A 24,844-nucleotide genomic window follows, 5' to 3' on the forward strand; every position below is an offset into this window, starting at 1 on the left:
TTATTCACGTTGACGAGCCGGACGATTGTCGGCGGTGAGGAGTGACCACCTTTTGGACATCCTGATGATTTCTGGGAGTCTGCGAGCTTCCTCGAACAACTCGGCGTTGCTGCGTACGGCTCGAACACTCATGCCGGACGGGTTCCACGGCGTCCATTACGACGGTATGGCCGAGTTGCCTCATTTCAATCCGGACGATGATCTCGATCCGTTGCCTGCCTCCGTCGTCGATCTGCGCACTCGCATCACCGAATCCGCGGCTCTGCTCATCTGTACACCCGAGTACGCCGGCGCCTTGCCCGGATCGTTCAAGAACCTGCTGGACTGGACCGTCGGCGGCATCGAGATCGGGGACAAGCCGACCGCCTGGATCAACGTGTCGGCCAACTCGACCAAAGCGGCCAATGCATACGCCTCGTTGCGGTTGGTGCTCCGATACACCGGCGCGACGATCGTCGACAAGGCGTGCGTCCACTTGCCTGTGGTGCCGTCCATGGTGGACGCGCGGGGACTGATCGACGACGACTGGGTCCGCGACGGAGTCGCACGATCCCTGGCTGCGCTCGTGGCGCACGTGGCGAGTGCCGCGACGATCGGGTGACGGCGCGTGTCAATCCATGGACGCACCACGCGATCGACCGGAACATGCGGGCGTCGACCCACGATTAGCGGTGGGTCGGCGCGTCGACGAGTGTTGTCGCGGGGCGGAGTGGGGGGAGGTTCTCCGCGCCCGCGACAACCAAGGACCCTTCTGCGTCACTGGCAGTTCGGGTCGTCACAGCCGGCGTCAGTGGACGCCGGGACCTTCTGCAGAGCCGCTGTGCCCGCACTTGCGCCGTTCTTGGGTCGGACTGCCCTGCCGATCGCCATCGCTTCGATGAACTCCCAGGCACCCGGCATCTTGGTCTCCTGGAGGTCCGCGATCTCCAGTGAAGATGCTCGCAGCGTTTGGAGAGTGGGCCGGTTGCAGTGGCACTCGTTGCCGAACCAGTACCAGCCCTTCTGGATGATGTCCTGCTTGCGTGCCACACGAGGGTCGTTGTTACGCACATGTTCGAGGAAGAGGTACTGGCCGCCCGGCTTGAGTACGCGCTCGATCTCCCTGAGCACGACATCGGGATCGGGAACGGTGCACAGGATCATCGCCGCGGCCACCGTGTCGAAGCTGGCGTCGGGGAAGGGCAGCTTCTCCGCTCCCGCGACCGTCAACTGGACCGGCTTGGGATGGTCGCGGACCTTCTCCTCCAGCTTGACGACCATGTGCGGGTAGGGCTCGGTCAGAATGAGCTCCGTGATCGCGTCCGGGTAGTGCGGCAGGTTCAGACCGGTGCCGGTGCCGAGCTCGACAGTGCGGCCGTACGCCGGCCTCAGCATTTCCGCTCGCTTCTCGGACAGACCGTACTTCTCTACCTTCGCCAGGAACCTGTCGTACATTCCCGCGAAGACGTACTTGCCCCAAGTGGCGTTGTACGCCTTCTTCAGTAGATTCGCCATGCTGTTCTCCCAGTAAGACGGACTGCCTGGTATGTCCAACTTCCCCGGCGGGTATCACGTGGCTGCGGGGTTGGATGCGAAGGTTGTCGCGCCGCCGTTCGGCTCATCGAAGTCGTCTGATCGGTGTCATCCTTTCGGCTTGGCGCGTCGTATCTCCAGTTGGTGCGCGTGAGCGTCTTCTCTCGGGTGTCGCAACCGATGGAGAGTGTTCTCGTTGAAGCAGACTTCAAGTCAACCCTGAAGATTGACGATTTGACACCGAATGCAGCCGGTCGACCGCGTGCGCTGCCCGTTTGTGCAGGCGACGAAATTTCGTTGGGTCGTGAACCAGATGATCCAACTGTCCGAAATGACCAAGTTTCTGGTGGCGTATGTCCGGAGGATCGCGGTGTTGTGTTGTCATTCAACTGGAGCAATCCATGTACGCTCCGGAGTCGCGGCGGGTGGAATCAACGCGGACGCTATTCCATCTCAGTGGTTTTGTTGCGACTCGATTGCGTCGACCCCTCACGCGCCATAATGTCGATCACCTGCTGACGGGGGTATCGCAGGTCCAAGCATTCTGGTGTATGGCAGGCGCGCAGTGCCAGAGGTGCTACCAGTACGGCTAATCGTGTGATCGCGCAATGCTGACCGTGTGTTGGCGATTGCAGTTTGCAGAATCCGGTAATTCGAGCCGCCACCTCTTGCCGGGTGGGCGGTGGTACGCGCCTGCGTACACCACTGAGGGAAGGGGCGAACGATCATGCCAGGAACAGGTGGCGAGGCGGCTATAGCGGCCGGGCCGGAATCGTCGAGCGCGCCGGGATCCGGTACCGCCTCAGGCAGCGACTCGTTGTTCCCAGGGGCTAGCCGGCTGCCGGTCAGGGCGTCCTGGTGGGTCGCGGTTCTCGTGGCCACCGGCGCGTCGCTCATGGTGGTCGTGTCGTTACGAGAGATGGCCGTCGAGCTCGGCAACGTCTCGATCTTGGTGTGGGTCGTCACCGCGGCGGTCGGCGGGCTTCAATGCCTGCTGATCGCCGAGCTCGCGTCCCGGTTCCCGCGCCGGGCCGGTGGCACGGCCCAGTTCGCCTATCGGGCGACGCCGCAGGGATCACGGTCGCTCGGCGCGCTGTCCTCGTGGTGCTACTGGTTCGCCTGGACGCCGGGCATCGCCATCAACCTGATCCTGGCAGCGACCTACCTGAGCGACACGTTCTGGCCGAGCGTCGATCCGATCGTGCTGGCCGGCCTGATCGGTGCCGTCCTGTACGTCATCACCGCGATGGGCCTGAAGCTCACGACCGTGATCTACACGGTACTGGCCACGGTGGCCGCGCTCGTGATCCTGATCTTGATCAGCGCTCCGGTGTTCCAACCGGAGACCTTCGACTCGTCGGCGATTGTCCCGATGGAGATACCGGAGGGCGGGCCGCAAGGCGGGTCGGACGTGTTCGCGGCCATCCTCAAGTGGGGCTTCATCGCGACCTGGGCAGCGTACGCCGCGGAGATGGCATCGACCATCTGTGCCGAGATCACGCGTCCGGAGCGCTACATGAAGCGGGTCATGTCGATGTCGGCGATCATTACCTTCATCGCGTTCTCCGCCGTACCGATCGCGCTGTTCGGTCTCGTCGGCGTCGAGGGGGTACAGAACGAGCCGTTCAGTGTCTTCGCCAATGCCGGTGGTGTCGTGCTCGGTCCGACAGGCGAGCTCATCGTCGGGCTTGGCCTGGCCGCGGTGTTGATCATCGGGGCGGAGACCTTCATCATCGGATCCTCTCGCACGATCTACCAGATGGCGCGTGATCGCCATCTGCCGAAGATCTTCGGCAAGGTCAACAAGCGTGGGACGCCAGTGGGGTCGATCGCCTGGGACGCACTCGTCATCGGTGTCATGCTGGCGGTGTTCGGCACCGACGTGGTGCAGCTGGTTGCCGCGGCCACGGTCGGCTACACCTTGGTGTTCATCATGATGCCGATCGCCTACCTGAGGCTGCGCCGCCATCGCGGTGGCAGGCATGGCAGCTTCCGGCTGGGTAAACCGTTCGCCGTCGTCGCCGCCCTGCTCACGCTCTACAACGCCGTGCTGTTGGTGTTCGGTGGACCTCAGTGGGGCCTCACGGTGATGGTGGTCGGATTCGGGGTCAGCTTTCTCATCGTGCCGATCTCGTTCCTCACCAACCGGTTCCAGCGGGCCGATATCGACATTCCCGAACAGGGAGCGTCGCCGCAGCTGCCCGTCAGCCAGTCAGGATCCGGGCGATGACGTCGCCGATCAGGACGTTCGGCGACGTCCTGCCCAGCACGATCGACGCGCTTGCACGAGGTGGCATCGCGGCGAGCCAGGCGAAACTGGCTCCCGCGGACCGACTCTTCCACAGAGAACTGCTCCGGCTGTTCCTCCACGGGGGACAGCCACCGAGCTCGACCGACCTTCGGCTGCTCGCGGCGCGCCTCGGCGTCGCCCCGGAGGACGCGATGGCGACGCTGGCCGAAGCGGACCTCGCTCACCTCGACCAGGAGACGAACACGATCGCTGTGGCGTACCCACTGTCGGGACGGCCATCGCCACATCGTGTGATCATGAGCGATGGCACGACGTTGACCGCGATGTGCGCCGTGGACGCGTTGGGAATCCCACTGATGACCCGCCGGTCCGCGACGATCGAGTCGGTGGACCCGGTCACCGGCGACGAGATACGCGTCCGGTGGGAGCAGGGGACGTGGACGTGGCAGCCGACGACGGCCGTTGTGGTTCTCGCGGCCGCGGGATGCGACGGGCCGATCGCGGATGCCTGCAACCACACGGCGTTCCACCTCAACGCGGAGTTCGCGCAGGAGTTCCTGTCCAGACGACCGGACTACACGGGACGGGTGCTGAGCCAGCGAGAGGCAACCGACGTGGCCGAACAGGAGTTCGGTCCGTTGCTCGGAGTCGGTACGTCACACGAAACCAAGCCGCGCGCATGAGGTGGTCGGGAGGGCGAGTACATCGACGTGGACGTCGAAAGCCCGTACAAGTCCGACCACTACCGCCACTGAACGCGGTGTCGGCGGGAACATGCGCCGGTGCTATACCGTTGCCCCAGGAAGTTCGCCCACCTGGAGGTCTCATGGATCGCCTCCCGACCACGAGTCACGAGCGCATGACTGTCGCCGCCCTCGCACGTGCGGCCAGTTCCAGCACCGACGCCGTTCGCCACTACGAGCGCGTCGGGCTGCTGCCGCCACCTCCGCGGAGCCCCGACGGCTACCGGCGCTACGACGAGAGCGCCATAGACCGCCTGCATTTCATCCAGGGCGCTCAGCGCCTGGGGCTTCGGCTCCGGGAGATTCGCGAGCTGCTGAGCATCAGGGACACGGGTGTGTGCCCGTGTGGGGATGCCGCGCGACTGTTGCGCGGGCGGCTGGACGAGATCAACGCCGAACTGACCCGGTTGACGTCGCTGCACTCGACGTTGGTCGAGATGGTCGACCAGATTCCGAGTCAGGACTGCCCCGACCCGAGCCCGGGGGTGTGGCGGCCGCCGACGGCCACGGCATCCTGACCAGCACGAACAGTCTGTCTTCGAGCTTGACCTTGGTGCGTGGACCAAGCCCTATCGTCGTCTCCGTGAAGGTCCCACTCTCACGGGAAGGTAACGGTGGCCGCCACGCTCATCGAAAGTGTGTTCGAAACCCCACCGCGCATGAGCTGGCGCATGACCGCGGAGCGTTGCGCGCCTTCTCGTTCGGATGGCCCCCCGCGCGGACGACGGGAGTAGAAGTCAATGGGCCGTAGTCAGCGCGCACGACAGGCGGCTGCACAGCGCAAACGGCGAATCCGGATCGCCACGGCCTCGGCGGTCACCGTGCTCGCGATCGTGTTCGCGACCGTCGTCGTGTTTCAGCTCGACGGGCACGACAACGCACAGGCGACGGGTTCGGGCGGCGTCGATTCCACAGAGGGCTCCGTCGGTAGGCCGTTCCCGGACTTCGAGCTGGCGACTCTGGACGGTGGCAAGATCACCAACGAGTCGTTGACCGGCAAGAAGACGCTGGTGTGGTTCACGGACGCCGCATGTGCACCGTGCCAGGTAGGTGCGGTCAAGGTTCGAAAGCTGAACGACGAGCTGAAGGACCGGGCGATTCGAGTCGTCGCCGTATTCGTCAATCCCAACGAGCCCGAAGCCGCTCTCGCCTCCTGGCGGGACAAGTACGCCGGCGCGGAGTGGGCGATCGCGCTCGACTCGGCGGCGAAGCTGTCGACCAGCGTCAACCTGCGGTTTCTGGACACCAAGTTCATCCTGGACGCGCGGGGCACGATCCTGGATGTTCACGCGTCGCCGGTCGACAGCGCCTACCTCGACCTTCTTCGTGAGCAGGCGACCGACTGATGCCGGTCGTCGTCGCGTTCCTCGCTGGTGGCCTCGCCATCCTGAATCCATGCGGGTTCGCGATGCTCCCGGCCTTCCTGTCCTTGTACGTGGGTGCCGAGGAGGAGCAACTCCCGCCGGCGAGAACCCGTACCCTGCAAGGAATTCTCGTCGGTCTCATGGTCACCGCGGGTTTCCTGGCGGTGTTCGCCGTCCTCGGTGCGCCGATCGCGCTCGGTGCGGGCCAGGTCGCAGACGCGGTTCCATGGATCGGGTTCGGGATAGGCATCGCCATGGGTGTCGTCGCGGTGACGACGCTCGCCGGCCGACGGCTCGAGATCAACGTGCGCCGCATTCGTCCCGGCGACGACCACCGGCGCACCCGCACGATGCTGATGTTCGGAGTCGGCTACGGCTTGGCGTCCTTGGGCTGCACTCTGCCGGTCTTCCTCGTGGTGATCGGCGCATCGCTCACCAGCGGCGGCGCGTTCGGGGCAGCCATGGTGTTCGGCGCGTACGCGCTGGGCATGGCCGTGGTCCTGATGGCGTTGTCCGTCGGTGCCGCCATCCTCCGCAACGGCGTGGCGCGCGTTCTGGCCAAGGCGCTACCGCACCTCCGTTGGGTCAATGGCGGTCTGCTGCTCCTCGTCAGTGCTTACCTCATCTACTACTGGGGAATGGCGCTGTTCTCGACGGTCGAGGAGCGAGCCGAAGATCCACTCGTGTCGTTCGTGGATGCTTTCACCGCCGCCGCCCAAACATGGGTCAGCTCGGGTGGCGGCACGTGGCTGTTGTTCGGGGCGGCGGCCGTCGTCGCTGTCGCCGGTCTCGCGGCTCTGTGGCAGTGGGTCCTCAAGCCCGACTCCGTCCACCACGACGAGAACGAACCGAATCGATCACCAGGCTGAAGTCACGGACTGTCCAGTCGTCTCAGCGCACACCGCAGCGAGTCCGTGAACGTCGTCAGTTCCCTGACACGAAGCTCGGCCTCCCCGAGATGTGTGGCCAGCTGGCGTCGAAGCCCGACCCTCAGCGGAGGAGGTACGTGATCGTCACAGACCACGAGGAGGTCTCTGATCTCGATCAACGGTAGTCCGAGATGTTTCGCGGCTGTGATGAACGCCAGGCGGGTGATGGCGTCATCCGAGTATATCCGGAAACCGGTTGAGTCGCGGTCCGCGGGCAGGAGGCCAACCGATTCGTAATATCGGAGCGTGGTGGCCGGAACACCGGATATTTCGGCGAGCTGAGAGATATGCATCTGGCTCACATCACAGACCGTAATTGTACCAGTGTCAGTGTCAAGGTCCGGTAATGATCGGGCGAGACGACGGTCCCTACAATGTATGTAAGACCAGGCTGCGGCGCCCGTGAGTTGGGTCCCATCCGCGGTTCCTGTCGAACGCGCATCTCCAAGGACCGGCCCGACCCCGACCGCCGCCCACACCGGCGGTCGGCACGCGATGTTCGGCGAACCGCGAGCCGCTGGACCGTCTGCCGCTCACTCGGCTCGGGCAGGCAGGTCCTTGATCCACTGCGGATCAGCCGAGACCTTGCCGACCTTGGCCGCACCGCCAGGGGAGCCGAGCTCGTCGAAGAAGTCGACGTTGGCCTTGGTGTATTCCTTCCACTGGTCGGGGACGTCGTCCTCGTAGTAGATGGCCTCCACCGGACAGACCGGTTCGCAGGCACCGCAGTCCACGCACTCGTCGGGGTGGATGTAGAGCATCCGGTCCCCTTCGTAGATGCAGTCGACCGGGCACTCGTCGATGCACGCCTTGTCCAGGACGTCGACGCAGGGTTCTGTGATCACGTATGTCAACGGAGGCCTGCCATACGCCTAGTAGGAGTTCGTCAGACAGCGTTCGTATCATTCATTGGAATCACAAGTTAGCCCTTTCGGACGATTGCGCCGATGCCATCATGCACCTGTTCATGGTCCGTTGCATTGCTTAGTGGACTTGCGTTTTCCTCCGAATCATCGCCACGGTTACCTCTTGGCCGTTGGCCGCGTTGGAGGTAGTGTCGTGGTTGAAGCCAGCTTTAAGTCAACCTCGGGGGACCGCAGTGACGCAGGAGGAAAACTTACTTTCGATCGGCGAGGTCGCCAAGCGCTCGGGGGTCGCGTCGTCGGCACTGCGCTACTACGAGCGGTGCGGACTGATCAACGCGGGCGCCAAGATCGGGGGTCGGCGACACTTCCCCCTGGCCGTGCTGCACCGCCTCTCGGTGATCAAGGTCTGTCAGCACATCGGGTTCAGCCTTGCGGAGATCTCGGAGCTCCTCAACGGCAGTCTGGCCGGGAATGGGGCCTGGCGGCGGCTTGCGATGAGCAAGAGAAGGGACCTGCAGGTCCAGATCGGGCAGATGGAGGGTCTTCTCGAACTGCTCGAGCGGACCCTCGGCTGCGAGTGCCACGCGCTGGGTGAGTGCCCGCAGATGGCCCCAGGCGGCTATCTCGCGGACCGCGGCGGCGTGGTGGAGACGCCCGAACCCTGTCAGGCGCTTGAGGGATGGCAGCAAGGCGCCTGAGCGCATCCTCATCGGTAACGACATGGCGTGCATGGTCGCGCGACGTACGTTCGAGGATCATGAGTCGCCGCCACCACGGCCAAGCTCTGTACTCACGCGGTGCTCCACCACCCTCGATCGATGGGGTACCGCTACGCGGAGGTGTGTCAGGCGAATGTCACGTCCACGTCCCGTGACCGGTCGGGTTGTCAAGGCACTGATCGGGATTGCCTGCGGCTTCGGTTGTGTGCTTCCCCTCCTGTTCGTTGTCGGCGTCGTCGGGGGCGCCGACGCGCGTCCCCCGTGGTCGGTGCTCCTGCTGGTGGCGGTCATCGGGATCGCCGCCAGCGTGTTCATCCTGCTGACCTTGTTGCGCGGGCGAGCCGAGGGTGGCCGCGCGCCGGAGCGAGCCGCTGATCAGACAGGGTGTGACGGGTCTCCGCCCGGCCACTGGAACGATTGAGTATCGCCTCGCCTTGACCTTGGTGCGCGCCCCAAACCGTAGCGTCACGTACCGCCGTGCTTCCTTACGGGATAGGCAGGTGAGCTGCAGTGACCGTGTCCTCGTTCGATGGGGCCGGCGGCGTGGACGCGCCGCCCGAAGCCGATGTCGGCATACGCCGGTACCGCGTTGTGTCGGGTTGTGTCGAGTGTGCGAGCGACCTGACTCCGCTGCGGCGTGTCCCGGGCGTCCGCGACGTGAACATGCTGTCCGCAACCGGCACCCTGTCCGTCGAGGCAGCGTCATCGGTGGATGATCGCGTGCTGCTGCGCACGGCGAGCGCGTCCGGGATCACTCTTGAACCGGCGCAACCGATCGAGACGGCTACGGGCCGGCCCACGAAGCGGTCGCGGTGGTGGTTGCGGCCGGAGATGGTCTGCCTCGAGATAGCTTCGTTGCTCCTCATCGTCACGGAACTCGCCGAGTACGTGTGGCTGAACGAGGCGATCGTCGTCGGCTTCGGGACGCCGACGGTCGCGATCGGGATGATCTACCCGGTGCGGAACGCATGGACGATGCTGCGCAACAAGCGCTTCTCCATCAACATGCTGTTGATCGTCGCGGTGCTGGGAGCGATCTCGCTGGGCAACGTCGCCGAGGCCGCATGTGTGGTCGTGATCTTCTCGCTGGGCGTGGTGCTCGAAAGCTATGTCGCGGACCGCGCACGGAAGTCGATCCAGAAGCTGATGGACCTCAGTCCGCCGAAGGCCGAGCGGTTCACCGCGGACGGTTCCACGGAGTCGGTGCCGGTGGAGGACCTGCAGGTCGGCGAGATCGTGCTGGTTCGTCCGGGCGCACGGTTGCCCACCGATGGCACGGTCACGGCCGGTGGCTCGTGGATCGACGCGTCGGCGATCACCGGTGAGTCCATGCCGGTGGAGGTCGGCGCGGGAGACACCGTGTTCGGCGGCACGCTGAACGGTCACGCCGCACTGCGGATCGAGGTCGGTAAACCCTTCCAGGACACGGTTCTGGCGCGGGTGATCCACGAAGTCGAGGAGGCGCAGCAGAACCGGGGCCGCGCGCAACGGTTCGCGGACAGGTTCGCGACCGTGTACACGCCGGTCATGATCGGTGTGGCGGTCCTGCTGGCGGTGCTCGGACCGTTTCTGTTCGACATCACGTTCACCGAGGCCCTGTACCGGGCACTGGTGGTGCTCATCGTCTCGTGCTCGTGCTCGCTCGTGCTTTCCGTGCCGGTCAGCGTCGTCTCCGCCGTCGCCCGGGCGGCACGAGATGGTGTGCTGATCAAGGGCGGCGCCTACCTCGAACAACTTGCCACCCTCAGGAACGTCGCGTTCGACAAGACCGGAACTCTCACTCTCGGACGGCCGATACTCGTCGAGAGCCACCCCTTGAACGGCTACACCGAGACGGAGCTGTTGCGACTCAGCTCGGCGGTCGAAGCGGGCGCCACACATCCCATCGCCGAGGCGATCGTGAACGCGGCACGGCAGCGCGGCATCACCGTCCAGCCGGCACCGGATGTCCGCATCCTCGCCGGTGTCGGCGCGGAAGCCACAGTGGACGGTCGCACGGTGTCGATCGGACGCGTCGGTGACCTGGACGACGACCAGGTGGCCCGCGAGGCACTCGCTACGATCGAGGACGCCGGTGCGACCCCGGTCGGGGTCAGCGTTGACAACCTCCTGATTGGGCTGCTCGGTGTCGCTGACGAGATGCGTCCCGACGCGCAGGTGGCGATCGAAGGGCTCCATACCCTGGGTGTCACGCACACGACGATGTTGACCGGGGACCGGGAACGTGTCGCGAGGTCGATCGCCGGCCGGCTCGGCATCGAGAGTGTGCGTGCCCAGCTGATGCCGGAGGACAAGAGCGCCGCGATCACCGCGATCAAGCGGAAGGGCACGACCGCGATGGTCGGCGACGGGGTCAACGACGCTCCGGCGCTGGCTACCGCAGATGTGGCCATCGTCATGGGTGCGGCGGGTACCGACGTGGCACTCGAGACCGCCGACGTGGCGCTGATGGCGGACGATCTCACCAAGCTGCCCTACTCCGTGGCGTTGGCCCGGCGGTCCCGTCGGGTCATCGCTCAGAACGTCGCGCTGTCCCTGGCCGCGATCGCCGCTCTCGTCGTCCTCGCGGTTACCGGGGGATTCACGCTGACGCAGGGCGTGCTCCTCAACGAGGCATGGGCGTTGGTGATCATCGGCAACGGACTCCGCTTGTTGCGTGCAGGCGGCACCCAGCACTTCGGTATGAATGCCAGCCAGAAGGCTCCGGCGACCGCGCGGCCTGCGACGGGGACAACCGGCAAGGATGCGGCGGCGGGGTGCGGCTGCGGGCCGGCGCAAGCGCCGGCCGCCGCTGAGAAACTGGCCTGCGGATGCCAGCCCGCCGCCCAGAAGTCGGACACTGTCAGCAGGTAGGTCTGGACGACACATCGTTCGGCTGGCCGCGGAACCTGATGGGCGGCCAGCCGAATGTCGTTTGGTTGCGCACCGGCATGCGCGGAATCCGTGAACGTCTATGGCATTTGGTTACCCACCCGCTCGGAATCTCATTGTGCCGTTCGTCGATCCGCCGGTTCGGATAGCGTGAAAGGCATTTCTCGGCCTCATCGCCGTGCCTCTATAGGGCTTCGCCGACACCGTGTTCGGCGGTTGACTTGAAGTCTGCTTCAACGGCAACACTGTCGAGTAGACACGCGGGATCACGTGGCGGACCTGAAAAGGCTCGGCCTTACCAGGCGTTCGCGCTGATCAAGGAACCGTTCTTAGGGGAACTGGTGACGACGACGGATGGCCTGCAGCCCGTTCTTGCCGATCTTGCGCGAGCGAACATCAAGGTCCGCCTGGTCGAGGACGGTGAACTGGAGATCACCGCGCCACGCGGTGCGTTGAACGCACGGCTCCGTGAGCAGCTGGCCATCCACAAGCCGAGCCTGATCCGCTGGCTCTCCACGACGTCATCGGCGGACCAGGGGATGAGCCAGCTGCCGGTGGTCACGCCGGATCCGGAGGCAGCCGACGAACCGTTTCCCTTGTCCGACTTGCAGACCTCCTTTCTGATCGGCTCGGCGACCGGGCTCGAATACCACGTCCGACCGCACCAGTACATGGAGTTCGACGTCGAGAACCTCGATGTCGAACGGTTCTACGCAGCGCTCAACCGGAACCTGCTTAGGCAGCGGGACAACCTCACGGTGCTGACCGACGACATGCGGCTGCGCCGGATCCAGGACTTCACCCCACTTCGACCGCGCGTGCACGACTTACGTGAGCTGCCGGCCGGGAAGGCGGAGGAGGAGCTGTTGCGGCTGCGGGAGTCGCTGCGGCGTCGTCAGCTGCCCTTGGACACATGGCCGTGGTTCGACGTCCAGGTCAGCCTCCGCGGCTCGGGCACCGGCCGAATCCACTACAACAACAACAACTTCTACTCCGACGGTGTCGGAACGAACCGGTTCCTCAAAGATCTCTTCGCGTTGTACGACGAGCCCGATGCGGAGCTGCCGCCGCTGCGCGTCAGCGTGCGCGACTGTGTGTCGCATCTCGCCGAGGTGGAGGAGTCGGACCTGGGTGCGCGGTCGCGGCAGTACTGGTGTGACCGAATCCCGGACTGGCCGGGCCCGCCGCCCGTGCCGACGGTGGCCGGTGCGGGCAACGCTGAGCGGTCCGAGCTCAGCCGCCGTGAGCTGGTCGTCACGGCGGAGGACTGGGTTGCCCTCCAACAGAAGGGCCGCGGCCGCGGGCTGACACCCAGCACCGTGATGTATGCGATCTACGCCGAGGTGCTGAGCGCATTCAGCGGCTCACGACATTTTCTACTCAACAACATGGTGACTCATCGGATGCCCATCCATCCGGACATCAGTCACATTCTGGGTAATTTCGCGGCGCTGTACCCACTCGAGGTGGACTGGCGTGGCGCGGACGGCTTCGCCGTGCGGGCGCGGCGGCTTGCCGTTCGCGTGCAGGAGGATCTGCAGCACCTGCACTGGAGCGGTGTGCGCGTGCTGCAAGCACTCAACCAACATCGCCGCGCACCCGGCCGGGCCGCGTGCCCGTTCGTCGTCAGCAGCGGCTTGTTCATGGGTACGTTCGACAGACCGGTGTTCTCCACCCTCGAGACTCCGCAGGTGTTGGTGGACTGCCAGTTTTGGGCGCAGGACGACGGCAAGTGCTGGATCGCGTGGGATGTCATCGAATCCGCATTCCCGCCAGGCCTGGTCGATGCCATGTTCGGCGCGTTCGGCGAGTTGGTCGTCGGCCTGGCTCGTGACGACGCGATGTGGGACCGCGCGGATTTCGACCTCCTGCCCGCGACACAGCGCCGGCAGCGTGAACTACTCAACGAGACCGTTTCGCCCGTGCCGCGAGAACTCCTGCACGAGTCGATCCACCGTTGGGCGCGGCAGGAACCGGACCGGGTCGCGGTGCGGTCGAGCACCAGGACGCTCACCTACGGCGACCTCGCTGAGCACGCCGACCGGGTGGCGGCCGCGCTCCACGCTGGTGGCATGACGTCCGGGGCGTTGGTTCCCGTGGTCCTGTCGAAGGAATGGGAACAGGTCGTCGCGGTGGCCGGCATCCTCGCGGCGGGCGGGGCGTACGTGCCGGTCGATCCGGAGTGGCCGGACGACCGCATCCGCCTCCTGCTTACTGTCACCGACGCTGAGCACGCAATCACCTCGACGCGACTTCGTGAGCGGATAGCCGCGCTGGCGCGCGTGACGGTCCACAGCGTCGAGGAGCCCGGCACACATCCGTCTGTGCCAGGCCACGCCAGAGAGCCGCAGGACCTCGCGTACGTCATCTACACGTCCGGGTCCACCGGTACGCCCAAGGGCGCAGCGCTGGACCATCGGGGGCCGACCAACACGATCGCCGACATCAACAGCCGATTCGGTGTCACCACCGCCGATGTCGTGTTCGGCATCTCCTCCCTGTGTTTCGACCTGTCGGTCTACGACATGTTCGGCACGACACACGCCGGCGGCACGTTGGTGCTGCCGGCACCCGCCGACACGGACAATCCGGCAGCTTGGGTGGCGGCGGTGCGCGCCCAGGGTGTGACGGTGTGGAACTCGGTTCCGGCGCTGATGCAGCTGCTGGTCGAGGAGGCTGAGGAGTCGGACGTCGGCCTTCCGTCCCTGCGCGTCGTGCTGCTCAGCGGCGACTGGGTTCCCGTCGACCTGCCCGACCGGATCCGGCGGGTAGCGCCCAACGCCAGGGTGATCAGTATGGGGGGTGCCACCGAGGCGTCCATCTGGTCGATCTACTACCCAATCGACGAGGTTGGTCCCGACTGGACGAGCATCCCGTACGGCCGGCCGTTGGCCAACCAGATGTGGCACGTGCTCGACTCCGCCGGCGCCGACGCCCCGACGTGGGTGCCCGGTGAGCTCTACATCGGCGGAATCGGCCTGGCCGTCGGCTATTGGAACGATCCGGAGCGCACCGCGGCCTCCTTCGTCACTCACCCGCGGACCGGCGAGCGGCTGTATCGCACCGGCGATCTCGGCCGCTACCTGCCGAGCGGGGACATCGAGTTCCTCGGCCGCGCCGACTTCCAGGTCAAGATCCAGGGCTTCCGGGTGGAGCTCGGCGAGATCGAGCACGCGCTCGGCCAACATCCCGCCGTGCGTCGCGCACTGGTCGTCGTACGGGACACCTCGTCTGGCCGGCAGCTCGCGGCGCTCGTCGTGCCGGCCGACGGGCAGGCGGTGAACGACGCGGACGTGCGGGAGTTCCTCGCCGCGCGGCTGCCGCGCTACATGGTGCCCGCGGCGATCGGTGTGGTGGACCGGTTGCCGTTGACGGCCAACGGAAAGGTGGATCGCCGGGCACTGGACGCGCTGGCACCCGCGGAGCCCGCGGTCCGGCCGAACTTCGTCGCGCCCCGCACACCGCTCGAGGAAACCGTGGCCGCGGTCTGGTCGGAGGTTCTCGACGTTCGTCCGATCGGGGTGCATGACGACTTCTTCGAGCTCGGCGGGCAGTCGTTCGCCGGTTTGCGGGTGATCAGCCAGATCGCGCGGCGCATCGGGCGCCGCATACCGCTGGGCGCGTTGCTGACCGGCCGAACGGTCGCCGCGTTGTGCGAGTATCTCGAGCAGGTGTCCTCCTGGTCTCCATTGGTGTCGATGCGGCGAACCGGTGCCGGTGCCCCGGTGTTCCTCGTACACCCGGCCGGGGGCAGTGTGTTGTGCTATCGGTCGCTCGCGGAGCTGATCGATGCGGACTGCTTCGCTTTGCAGGCCCCTGGGCCGGATGCCGGGCGGGATGTTCCCCGCAGCGTCGCGGAGTTCGCCGCCGAGTACGTCGACGAGATTCGCAGGGTGCGCCCGGCCGGGCCGTATGTGCTGGGCGGCTGGTCCTCGGGCGCGGTGATCGCCGCCGAAGTGACCCGTCGCTTGGAACAGCTCGGCGAAAAGGTGCGGCTGCTCGTCGTGCTGGACTCCCCGGTGCCGTGCTCAGAAGCCGAGGTCGACGAGGCGACGCTGCTGTTGTGGTTCCTCGAGGACCTCAACCTGGGCTTCCACGCCGACGAGGCCACCGAGCAGGACCGCGCCGAGTTGCTCGCCCTACCTGAGGAGCAACGGCTGCCGACCGGGTTGGCGATGGTGGCACGGCACACGGGTGAGCCGGTGGACGTCGATGGGGTCGCGCTGGCCCATGCGTTCGAGGTGTTCTCCGGCGTGGTGCGCGCGTGTCGCTCCTACGAAGCGCCGAGGCTGGCGGCTGACGTCGTCGTCGTGCGGGCTGCGTCCGGTCGGGTCAGTGAGTTCGCCGACCATCCGAACGACGCTGACGACGACTGGGGTTGGCGCACAGCCACCACCGGGCGGGTCGCCGCGGTGCGCGCTCCCGGCAGCCACTACACCCTGCTGGGTGACGAAAACGTCGACGAAGTCGCCGCTGTCCTTGCCGAGCACCTGCGGGAGATCTTGTGATGACCCGGCCCTGGTCCATTGTGGATGTCCTGCGCGATCACGCGCTTCGGCGGCCGGACCATCTCGCTCTGGTCGTGCTGCCCGACGGAGAGACGGAGCAGGCACGCCTGACCTACGCGCAACTCGACGCACAGGTGCGGACGGTCGCGGCTCGCATGCAGGCGGAGAACCTGACCGGGCAACGTGTCCTCTTGATGCTGAACACGTCGGTGGACTACCTGGTCGGCTTCCTGGCGTGCCTGTACGCGGGAGCGATCGCCGTGCCGTTGAGCCCGCCGACAAGAGCCTCGCACCGTGAGCGCGTCGATCACGTGCTGGTGGACTGCACTCCGAGCGCGGCGATCGTGCACGAAGAGGATCTGGTAGAAGGCGAGCTCGGCGACTGTCGGTTATGGACTGTCGATCGCCTGACCGACGCGGAGTACGAGTGGGAACCGCCGGACGTCGCTTCGGACGAGCTGGCCTATCTCCAGTACACCTCGGGCTCCACCAGCGATCCCAAGGGCGTCATGGTGACGCACGAGAACCTGACACACCAGATCGCCATCTTCAGCGCGGGCCTGGACCTGACCGAGGACGACACCGTCGTGTCTTGGCTTCCGCTGTTCCACGACTTCGGCCTGGTTGCCGGCCTGATGATGCCGCTGACGCTCGGCGGCACCACAGTGAAGATGCCACCGCCGGTGTTCGTCCAGCGGCCGTTCCGGTGGCTCTCGGCCATCTCCCGCTACCGGGGCACCGCGTCCTTCAGCCCGAACTTCCCGCTGGACCTGTGCGCCGACCGGATCACCGACGCCGAGAAGTCCACATTGGACCTGAGTTCGTGGCGGGTGCTCGGCCTCGGCGCCGAACCGATCCGCTGGGGAACGCTACGGCGGTTCTCCGACGCGTTCGCCTCGTGTGGTTTCAACCCGCGGGCGCTGCGCACGGTGTACGGGATGGCCGAGGCCACGCTGGTGGTCATCGTGTCGCCGGCACAGGATGGCGGCCCGACCGCGATCGACATCGATGCGGCCGAGTTCGCGGAGGGCCGGCTGCGGCAGAAGGCAGGTGACGTACCCGGCGCGCAGTGGCAGAAGCTGCTGGGCAACGGTACGACGCTGGGCGACTCCGAGCTGCTGATCGTCGACCCCGGAACGGGCGAGCCCATGCCGGAGGGCGGCGAGGGCGAGATCTGGATGCGCGGCAAGACAGTGTGCCCCGGATATTGGGACCGGCCCGAAGCCACCGCGGAGACCTTCGGCGCCTACCTTGCCGACGGGCGCGGCCCGTTCCTGCGTTCGGGCGACCTCGGTGCCATGGTGTCCGGCGAGGTGTACATCACGGGGCGGCTGAAGGACCTGATCATCATCCGCGGCCGTAACGTCCACCCGCAGGACATCGAGCTGACCTCCGCGCAGGCGCACCGCGCGCTGAACCGTGGCGTGTGCGTGGCCTTCTCGGTCGACCGCGACGGCGAGGAACGCCTGGTCATCGCGCACGAGCTCAAGCGTGCCGAATTCGGCAGGCACGATCCGTCAGAGGTCGTGCGGGCCATCCGCGGCGCCGTCGCGGAGGAACATGAGGTCGCGGTCGACACCGTGGTGCTCCTGCGTCCCCGCACCATGCCGCTGACCACCAGCGGCAAGCTCCGTAGGCGGTACAGCAGGCAGCTGTTCATCCGCGGCGAACTGCCCGGCGAACGTGTCTGCGGTCCTGAGCCGGATGACGGCGCCGCGGTCGCGCAGGACACGGTGGTGGCGTGGCTGCGTGCACGCGTGTCCGCGCTGACCGGGCTGGCGGTCGACGAAGTCGGTGTCGACGCCACGTTCGGCGCCTTCGGGCTCGACTCGGTGACGCAGACGACGATGACCGGCGATCTTGCCGCGGAACTCGGCCGCACCATCGACCCGACCCTGGTGTACAGCCACCCGACCATCGCACGGTTCGCAGCGGCCCTGGGCGCGACCGCGTCACGGCAGACCCCGGCCCCCGTCGTGGTCCCGGCCGAGACGCACGAGCCGGTCGCGGTCGTGGGCATGGCCTGCGAGTTCCCGGGCGCTCCCGCACTCGAACAGTTCTGGGAGCTGCTGATCGAGGGGCGTGACGCGGTCACCGAGGCACCAGCGGACCGGTGGCCGATGAACGGCCATGGCGGGTTTCTCCCCGACGTGGCCGGCTTCGATGCCCGGTTCTTCGGCATCTCGGCCGACGAGGCCGCGAACATGGACCCACAGCAGCGACTGCTGCTCTCCAACGCCTGGCGGGCCCTGGAGGACGCCGGGATACCGGTCGAGTCCATCGCGGGCACGCCGGGCGGAGTGTTCGTCGGCATCCACGGGACCGACTACCGCCAACTGCAGACCCGCGATGCCGCCGACCCCGTGGCCTACACCGGAACCGGCACGGCGCTCAGCATCGCGGCGAACCGCCTGTCGTACTTCTTCGACCTGACCGGCCCGAGTCTTGCGGTCGATACCGCGTGTTCGTCGTCGCTGGTCGCCACGCACCAGGCGGTATCGAGCCTGCGACGGGGCGAGTGCGACCTGGCGCTGGTCGCCGGCGTGAACCTGCTGCTCGACTCCGACCTGACCTCGGCGTTCGCCGCGGCGGGCATGCTGTCGCCGGACGGACGTTGCCATACGTTCGACGTCGCGGCCAACGGCTACGTGCGGGGCGAGGGATGTGGCGTGCTCGTGCTCAAACGGCTCGGGGACGCCCGGCGCGACAACGACCGAGTTCGCGCCGTGATCGCCGGGTCAGCGGTCAACCAGGACGGCCGTGCCAACACCCTCACCGCGCCAAACGGGTTGGCGCAGAAGAACGTGATCCGTCAGGCACTGGCTGCGGCCGGCATATCGCCGGATGAGATCGGGCATGTCGAGGCGCACGGCACCGGTACAAGCCTGGGCGATCCGATCGAGATGGCGGGCATCTCCGACGTCTATGGCTCGGGCGCGTCAGAGCCGGTGTGGGTCGGTTCGGTCAAGACGAACATCGGCCATCTGGAGGCGGCGGCGGGCATAGCCGGACTGATCAAGACCGTGCTGGCTGTCGAACGTCGCACTGTTCCGGCCCACCTGCACCTCACCGAGCTGAATCCCTTGATCCAGCTGGATGGCTTCCGGTGCCGGGTCCCGACGCAGACCGTGCCCTGGGAGCACGCCCGGCGCGTCGGTGGCGTCAGCTCGTTCGGCTTCGGCGGTACCAATGCGCACGTGATCGTGAGTGAGGCGCCGCAACCCCCCACCACCGCCCCGGTGGCCGAGGACGGCGGGTGGCGGCTGCTGCCGATCTCCGCACAGAGCGACTGGGCTCTCGGAGAACTGGTGGATGCCACCGCCGACCTCCTGGACGAGACGGACGGATCGTCGTCGTTCGCGGTCCTCACCCGGGCCGCCGCACGTCGTCGAAGCCATCTCGGTCACCGGGTGTTGGTGGTCGCCAGATCCAAGGGTGAGTCGGTCGAGCTGCTGCGTGCCCACCGGCGCGGCGAGCCTTCCGGTTTGGTCGTGACGGGCACCGCGCGGCACGGTGGCCCTGGACCGACGGCGTTTCTGTTCCCAGGTCAAGGCTTCCAGCAGGCGGGCATGGCGCGCCCGTTCTACTCGCGGCACCGGGTATTCCGCGAGGCAGCCGAGTACTGCGACGCGGTGGCACGGGCCGAGCTGGGCGTGTCGCTGCTGCCGTCGGTCGCGGGAACGCCGGGGGAACTGGTCGACCTGGATCAGACGCGATTCGGCCAGCCGGCGATGTTTCTCGTTCACTACGCGTTGGCACAGACGTGGCAGAGCTACGGCGTGCACCCGGACGTCGTTCTCGGACACAGCCTGGGGGAGTACGCCGCGGCCTGCGTGGCAGGCGTTCTCACCGTCGCCGACGCCATGCGGTTGGTGCTGACGCGGGCCCGGCTGATGCAAGAGACACCACCCGGGGCGATGTACGCCATTCACAGTGAGCGCCCGGAGGAACTGCTCGGCACGCTGGACCACACCGATGATGTGGTGGTCGCGGCGATCAACGGCCCCGAGGACTTCACCATCTCCGGTACCGAGACCGCGGCCGGACAAGTCGCCGAACTGTGCCGTCGCCATGGTGCCAAGGTCAGCCGGCTCGCGGTGACCCGTGCGTTCCACTCCTCCCTCATGGACCCGGTCGCGACGGAACTGGCACGTGAGGCGGCATCGGTCAAGCACCATGCGCCGCGGATCCCCGTGGTGACCAACCTGACCGGAGAGGTGCTCGGTGACGAGCCGCCGGATGCCCGGCACTGGGCTCTGCAGCTGCGCCAGCCGGTGCGGTTCGCGGACGGAGTGAACACACTGGCCGAGCTCGGCGTCCGTTGCGTCGTCGAGCTGAGTCCAGAGCCGATGTTGACGCCGCTGGCCCAGCGGGGGCTGCCGAACGCGACGTGGTTGACCAGCGGGCACCGTGGCAACGGCGATGATCGGCAGCTCATGGCCAGCCTGGGGCGCTGGTATGTGGACGGCGGTACGGTCGACTTCACCGCGCTCGATCCCACGGACCCGGCGCCCGCGCCGGTCACGCTGCCCGGCCATCCGCTACGCCCGGTCCGGCACTGGTACCGAGCGGGCATCAGGCGGAACACCGATCCGGGTGCTACCGGACACCCACTGGTCGGCACCCACGCCGACCTCGTAGGGGCGACGAAGGACCACTACGTCGGCACGATCGAGACCGGTCAGCCGTGGTTCGTCGACCAGCACCGGCTGTTCGACACGCCCGTCCTGCCTGGCTCGGCGGTGATCGAGTGGATACTCGGAGTCGCCCGCGCCAAATTCGGCGACGGCTCCGCATGGTTGCTCGAGAACGTGCAGTTCACCGCATTCCTTCCCTTGCCAGACAACCGGTCTGTGCCCACGCAAGCCGTGGTCGACGGGAACTCGGTCACCTGTTTCGCGAAGGACGACGACACCAACTGGCAGGAACGCGCGCGGGTCGGCACGGTGCGCGCAGGTGGGGCCTTCGAGCCAGGGCCGACACCGGACGAACTGGATGCCGACGCCGCGGAGGTGCCGATCCCGGCGCTCTACGAGCGGTTTGTGGACAACGGAGTCACTTACGGACCCGCCTTTCGCGCCGTGCGGTCGCTGTGGCGGGGCGACCGAGTGGCACGCGGACACATCGAGGTCACCGAACGCGGCCCGGGGGATGACGCGTACGTGCTACACCCGGTCGTGCTCGACGCCTGCTTCCATGTGGCGGCTGCGCTCATGGGCGCGGCCGGCCGGCCGTTGGTGCCGGTGTCGGTGGACCGCCTGCAGGTTGCCGGCGCCCTGCCCGCCAAGGTCACATGCGACGCGTGGGTGGTTGACGACCGCACCGTGAACCTCCAGGTGGTGGCCGACGGCGCGGTCGTCGTCGACGTGCGTGGCCTGGCCCTGAGGCCGGTCAGTGAGAACGCCGTCATGCCGAGACCTCCACTGCGCGCGCTGGTGACCGAGTGGGTACCGGTCAAGGACAAAGTCCGGTCCCTCGATCTTGCGGGGGAGACTTGGCTCGTACTCGGCCCGAATGCGGCCACCGCCCAGCGGCGGATCACCGAGTTGAACCGGGCCGGCGCGAGATCCCTTTGTGCGGTCGTCAGCTACCCGGCCGGGCTGGACACCGTGGTCGAGAAGCTGCGGCCGGAGTTGGCCACGCTGACCGGCATCGTCGTCGACGCCGGCCCAGGCGGAGACGGTCCCGACCATGTCGCTGCGATGGCGCGCGGCACGACACTGCCGCTCGGCCGGCTGTTGGCCGCCGAGCCGACCGCCCGCCCGGCCGTCGTGGTCTGCTCGCACAACGCCGCCGCGGTGGTGGGCAGCACCCCCAACCCCGCTCAAGCCGCAACGACAGCCCTCACCAAAACGCTCATCGCGGAGTATCCGGCGCTGCGCGTCGTCCAGGTGGATGACGACATCCAGGACGACGCTCCCGTGCCGATCGCCGAGGTGCTGAGCCACGCCCGGGCGCAGGAGGCATCCGGACACCTCGCGGTTCGAGATGGCCGGTGGTACCGGGCGGAGTTGCGTTCGGAACGGCTCCAGCCCCGGAATGTGGCGCTACGGCCCGATGCCGGTTACCTGATCACCGGCGGCTGGGGTGCACTCGGCCGGGTCACCGCGGAGCGGCTGGTCGCGCTCGGCGCGCGACGTCTGGTTCTGGCGGGACGCACTCCTCCGGACAAGGACACGGCCTGGCTGACGGAGCTACGTGACGCCGGCGCGGAGGTTTCGCTGCGTTCGGTGGACCTCGGGAAGGACGAGGCGGTCCGGGAACTGGTGGCGTCCGTGTCGAACCTGCGTGGTGTCGTGCACGCAGGCGGGACCACCGACGACGGACTGTTGGCCGATCTCGACTGGCCGCGTTTCCAGAAGGTGTTGGCCCCCAAGGCCAACGGTGCGTGGAGCCTGCACCGTCACACAGCCGGACAGCCGTTGGACTTCTTCGTGCTGTACTCGTCGCTCGCGGCGCTGATCGGCAACCCCGGCCAGGCGAACTACGTGCTCGCCAACGCCTTCCTGGACGGCCTTGCCCAGGCTCGACGCCACGCCGGCGTGGCGGCCACCAGCATCAACTGGGGTCCGTGGGCCGAAGGCGGCCTTGCCACCCGGCCTGGACTGCTCGCCGAGCTGGAACGAACCGGCATCTACGGCATCGCTGACGCCGAAGGAGCCGGCGTACTGGACCACGCCCTCACCAACGATCACGCCCAGCTAGGTCTGGCCACAGTGGACTGGACCAGGTTTGTGGCGGCCACCGGTCGTACGGACACGTTGCTGGCCGACCTCGCGCCTGTCGCGTCGCCTACGTCCGTGGGAATTCCGGCCACGAAGATGCGCGAGCTGGCCGTGGCAGACCCAACCGCCGCGGATCAACACCTGACAGAGATGCTGCTGGCGGAGACCTCGGTACTGCTGGGACTGAGTCCTGCGCAGCGCGAGGAACTGCGTCCGACGTTCGGTGACGTGCCGTTCAATACCCTCGGGCTCGATTCGTTGATGGCCGTCCGGCTGCGCAACAAACTGTTCGACTACCTGGCCGTCGATATCCCCAGCGCCGTGCTCTTCGACGTCGGCACCGCGTCGGACGTCGCGCGGATCATCCGAGATCGCGTCACCGCACAGGCCGTGCTCGCTACCGAGGCCGCCGACCCGACCGCGGACCACGAAGTGTTCCGAATCTGACCGGAGGAATTCCGCCAATGTTACGTAGACGTGCCCTCCTCGCCGCGTCGATCGCCGCGCCCGCCGCCACGCTGCTCACCAATACGGTGGCCAGTGCCGCGCCGGTGGCCGGCGTCCGATCCATGCCGTGGGAGTTCGCACTGCCCAACGGTTTCCGGCCCGAAGGCATCGCCGTCGGTCCCGGCCCGTTCGCCTACCTCGCCTCTCTCGTCGACGGTTGTGTCTTCCGGTACGACCTCCGCACCGGAAACGGCAGGATGATCAACCCCGGAGGGGGCACCCCGTCCGTCGGTATGAAGACCGACGGGTACAACCGGCTGTTCGTGGCAGGTGGAAGCGGTGGGAACGGCTGCGTGCTCGATGCGAGTACCGGACACGAGTTCACCGCGTTCCGGTTCGCCACCGGCGACACGTATGTCAACGACGTCGTCCTCACCGACGACGCCGCATGGTTCACCGACTCGTGCCACCCGGAGCTGTACGGCCTGCCGCTGCGGGGCGGCGAGCTTCCGACTGAATTCGTACGGCTCCCGTTGACCGGGGACTTCGTCATGGGGGACGGTATCAACGCGAACGGGATCGCACGCACGCCTGATGGCCGGGCGTTGTTGGTGATGCAGACCAACACCGGCAGGCTGTTCCATATAGACCCGCGCACCGGTGCCGCACGGGCCGTAGACCTCAACGGCGAGCTGCTTTCGCACGGCGACGGCCTCCTGCTCGACCGCCACAGGCTGCTCGTGGTGCAGAACCGTCTCAACCGAATCGCTGTCGTTCACCTCAACTCCCGTGGCACCGCAGGGCGAGTCGTCGACCACATCACCGACCAGCGATTCGACGTCCCAACCGCGGTCGCAGCCTTGGGTGACCGCCTGTACCTGCCCAATGCGCGCCTGACGACGCCCCCTTCCGCGGATACGACCTACAACGTGGTCGCGGTCCGTCGACGCTGATGAGACTCGGCCCGATGAGGCTCGGCCTGGCAGAGATGTGGGCATCGCGGGTTGCATCCAACACCAGGTACAGGGTTTACCGTCGGACCATGGACGCTTCGGCGTCGGATCCGACGGAGTTGTGGGCGCGGCCATCGGGCACGTCGCCTACGGCTGCGGTTGTGCTTGGGTGCCAATCGGTCGGGGCGTACATTTCCGTCGCGTCCGCGGCCCGCGGGAGTGCAGCGGCACCGGGCAACATGGCGGTGATGTGGTCGTGACCGGGCTGTCGGGTTTGCGGAGCGGGCAGGTCGCCGCTGCGGCGGGGGTGAACCTGCAGACATTGCGCTACTACGAGCGCCGTGGCCTGCTGGCCGAGCCGGAGCGTACCCAGGGCGGGCATCGGGTCTATCCGCCGGAGACGGTGACAGTGCTGCGAGTGATCAAGGCCGCGCAGCGACTGGGCTTCAGTCTGGATGAGGTGGCGGATTTGATCGACATGGGCAGTCACCGGCACAGTGGCCGGTCCGAGAGGATGCCTGAGGGATCGCCGTTGCGTGTCAAGGACAAGCTTGCCGAAGTCGAGGCCAAGATAACCGACCTGGGGATCATCCGCGACACACTGCGCGCCGCGCTGGGCGCGGGTCGCAACGTGCGGGTCACCAGTGCCGACACGCCAAAGGTTCCGCTTGCCGATCTCGCCTGGAGCGACCTCTCGGATAGCACCGTTCGCGCGTGGTCTCGCGGACCTCGCCAGCAGCCTCGGCCGGACTCGTCGGGAACTGCGCGGGCCGCTCGTCGACCTGACGACCAAGGGGTGGTCGAACTGCGCTGAAGCGGTCGCCCGCCCGATGCGGAGTCAGGTGCGTGCCGCGGGTTTGCGGCAGAACAGCACCGCCACCGCGAGCAGCACGACAACCACGGCGCCGCCGCCGAGGCGGAGCATGCCGGACTGGGCCAACTTGTACAGCGACCCA

General features: G+C 67.0%; 15 protein-coding genes. 12 read left to right on the forward strand and 3 right to left on the reverse strand.

The genetic code is table 11. The annotated features are described in order from the left end of the window. The first annotated feature begins 52 nt into the window (after positions 1-52). Positions 53-601 (forward strand): NADPH-dependent FMN reductase, encoded by a 549-nt coding sequence (locus ACRDTB_RS07715; RefSeq protein WP_431429304.1) that lies wholly within the window; start codon positions 53-55, stop codon positions 599-601. 155 nt (positions 602-756) lie between these two features. Here the strand turns inward: ACRDTB_RS07715 and ACRDTB_RS07720 are convergent, their stop codons facing one another. Continuing rightward, the gene (locus tag ACRDTB_RS07720) at positions 757-1,494 is read right to left on the reverse strand and encodes a class I SAM-dependent methyltransferase (protein ID WP_431429305.1); all 738 of its coding nucleotides are present in this window, start codon (positions 1,492-1,494) and stop codon (positions 757-759) included. Positions 1,495-2,239: 745 nt separating this feature from the next. On the opposite strand from ACRDTB_RS07720, the gene ACRDTB_RS07725 reads away from it, so the two are divergent. From ACRDTB_RS07725 to ACRDTB_RS07745, 5 genes are all read left to right on the forward strand, one after another. After that, entirely contained in the window at positions 2,240-3,742 is a 1,503-nt protein-coding gene (locus tag ACRDTB_RS07725) for an APC family permease (protein WP_431429306.1), read from the forward strand. After that, positions 3,739-4,446, forward strand: coding sequence for an organomercurial lyase (gene merB / locus ACRDTB_RS07730; protein WP_431429308.1), 708 nt, complete (start codon positions 3,739-3,741; stop codon positions 4,444-4,446). The genes ACRDTB_RS07725 and merB overlap by 4 nt, the downstream gene beginning before the upstream one ends. Before the next feature lie 176 nt (positions 4,447-4,622). Next, a complete protein-coding gene (locus ACRDTB_RS07735; RefSeq protein WP_431429309.1) occupies positions 4,623-5,024 on the forward strand; it encodes a MerR family DNA-binding protein in 402 nt (133 codons plus the stop codon). A gap of 222 nt (positions 5,025-5,246) precedes the next feature. Next, positions 5,247-5,852 (forward strand): peroxiredoxin family protein, encoded by a 606-nt coding sequence (locus tag ACRDTB_RS07740; protein ID WP_431429310.1) that lies wholly within the window; start codon positions 5,247-5,249, stop codon positions 5,850-5,852. Then, positions 5,852-6,739 (forward strand): cytochrome c biogenesis CcdA family protein, encoded by an 888-nt coding sequence (locus ACRDTB_RS07745; protein ID WP_431429311.1) that lies wholly within the window; start codon positions 5,852-5,854, stop codon positions 6,737-6,739. The genes ACRDTB_RS07740 and ACRDTB_RS07745 overlap by 1 nt, the downstream gene beginning before the upstream one ends. A gap of 2 nt (positions 6,740-6,741) precedes the next feature. On the opposite strand, the gene ACRDTB_RS07750 is transcribed toward ACRDTB_RS07745, so the two are convergent. Both ACRDTB_RS07750 and fdxA read right to left on the reverse strand, forming a co-directional pair. Then, positions 6,742-7,092, reverse strand: coding sequence for a MerR family transcriptional regulator (locus tag ACRDTB_RS07750; protein WP_431429322.1), 351 nt, complete (start codon positions 7,090-7,092; stop codon positions 6,742-6,744). A gap of 240 nt (positions 7,093-7,332) precedes the next feature. Next, positions 7,333-7,653, reverse strand: a complete 321-nt coding sequence (gene fdxA / locus ACRDTB_RS07755) for a ferredoxin (protein WP_431429312.1) — start codon at positions 7,651-7,653, stop codon at positions 7,333-7,335. Between the two features lie 245 nt (positions 7,654-7,898). Here fdxA and ACRDTB_RS07760 point away from each other — a divergent pair, with 245 nt between their 5' ends. The 6 genes from ACRDTB_RS07760 to ACRDTB_RS07785 all read left to right on the forward strand — a co-directional run bounded on the left by ACRDTB_RS07760 (position 7,899) and on the right by ACRDTB_RS07785 (position 24,702). Continuing rightward, the gene (locus tag ACRDTB_RS07760; protein WP_431429313.1) at positions 7,899-8,363 is read left to right on the forward strand and encodes a MerR family transcriptional regulator; all 465 of its coding nucleotides are present in this window, start codon (positions 7,899-7,901) and stop codon (positions 8,361-8,363) included. A 531-nt stretch (positions 8,364-8,894) separates the two neighbouring features. Next, complete coding sequence (locus ACRDTB_RS07765) at positions 8,895-11,237, forward strand: heavy metal translocating P-type ATPase (RefSeq protein WP_431429314.1); 2,343 nt, start codon at positions 8,895-8,897, stop codon at positions 11,235-11,237. A gap of 239 nt (positions 11,238-11,476) precedes the next feature. Continuing rightward, complete coding sequence (locus ACRDTB_RS07770; protein WP_431429315.1) at positions 11,477-15,763, forward strand: amino acid adenylation domain-containing protein; 4,287 nt, start codon at positions 11,477-11,479, stop codon at positions 15,761-15,763. Further along, positions 15,763-22,935: a type I polyketide synthase gene (locus ACRDTB_RS07775; RefSeq protein WP_431429316.1), complete on the forward strand. Its 7,173-nt coding sequence runs from the start codon at positions 15,763-15,765 to the stop codon at positions 22,933-22,935. Before ACRDTB_RS07770 ends, ACRDTB_RS07775 begins: the two co-directional genes overlap by 1 nt. 17 nt (positions 22,936-22,952) lie before the next feature. After that, positions 22,953-23,888, forward strand: a complete 936-nt coding sequence (locus tag ACRDTB_RS07780) for a superoxide dismutase (RefSeq protein WP_431429318.1) — start codon at positions 22,953-22,955, stop codon at positions 23,886-23,888. A 256-nt stretch (positions 23,889-24,144) separates the two neighbouring features. Beyond that, positions 24,145-24,702 (forward strand): MerR family transcriptional regulator, encoded by a 558-nt coding sequence (locus ACRDTB_RS07785; protein ID WP_431429320.1) that lies wholly within the window; start codon positions 24,145-24,147, stop codon positions 24,700-24,702. Positions 24,703-24,844: the final 142 nt, after the last annotated feature.

This window comes from Actinophytocola sp., assembly GCF_050699935.1.
Classification (GTDB): Bacteria; Actinomycetota; Actinomycetes; order Mycobacteriales; family Pseudonocardiaceae; genus Actinophytocola.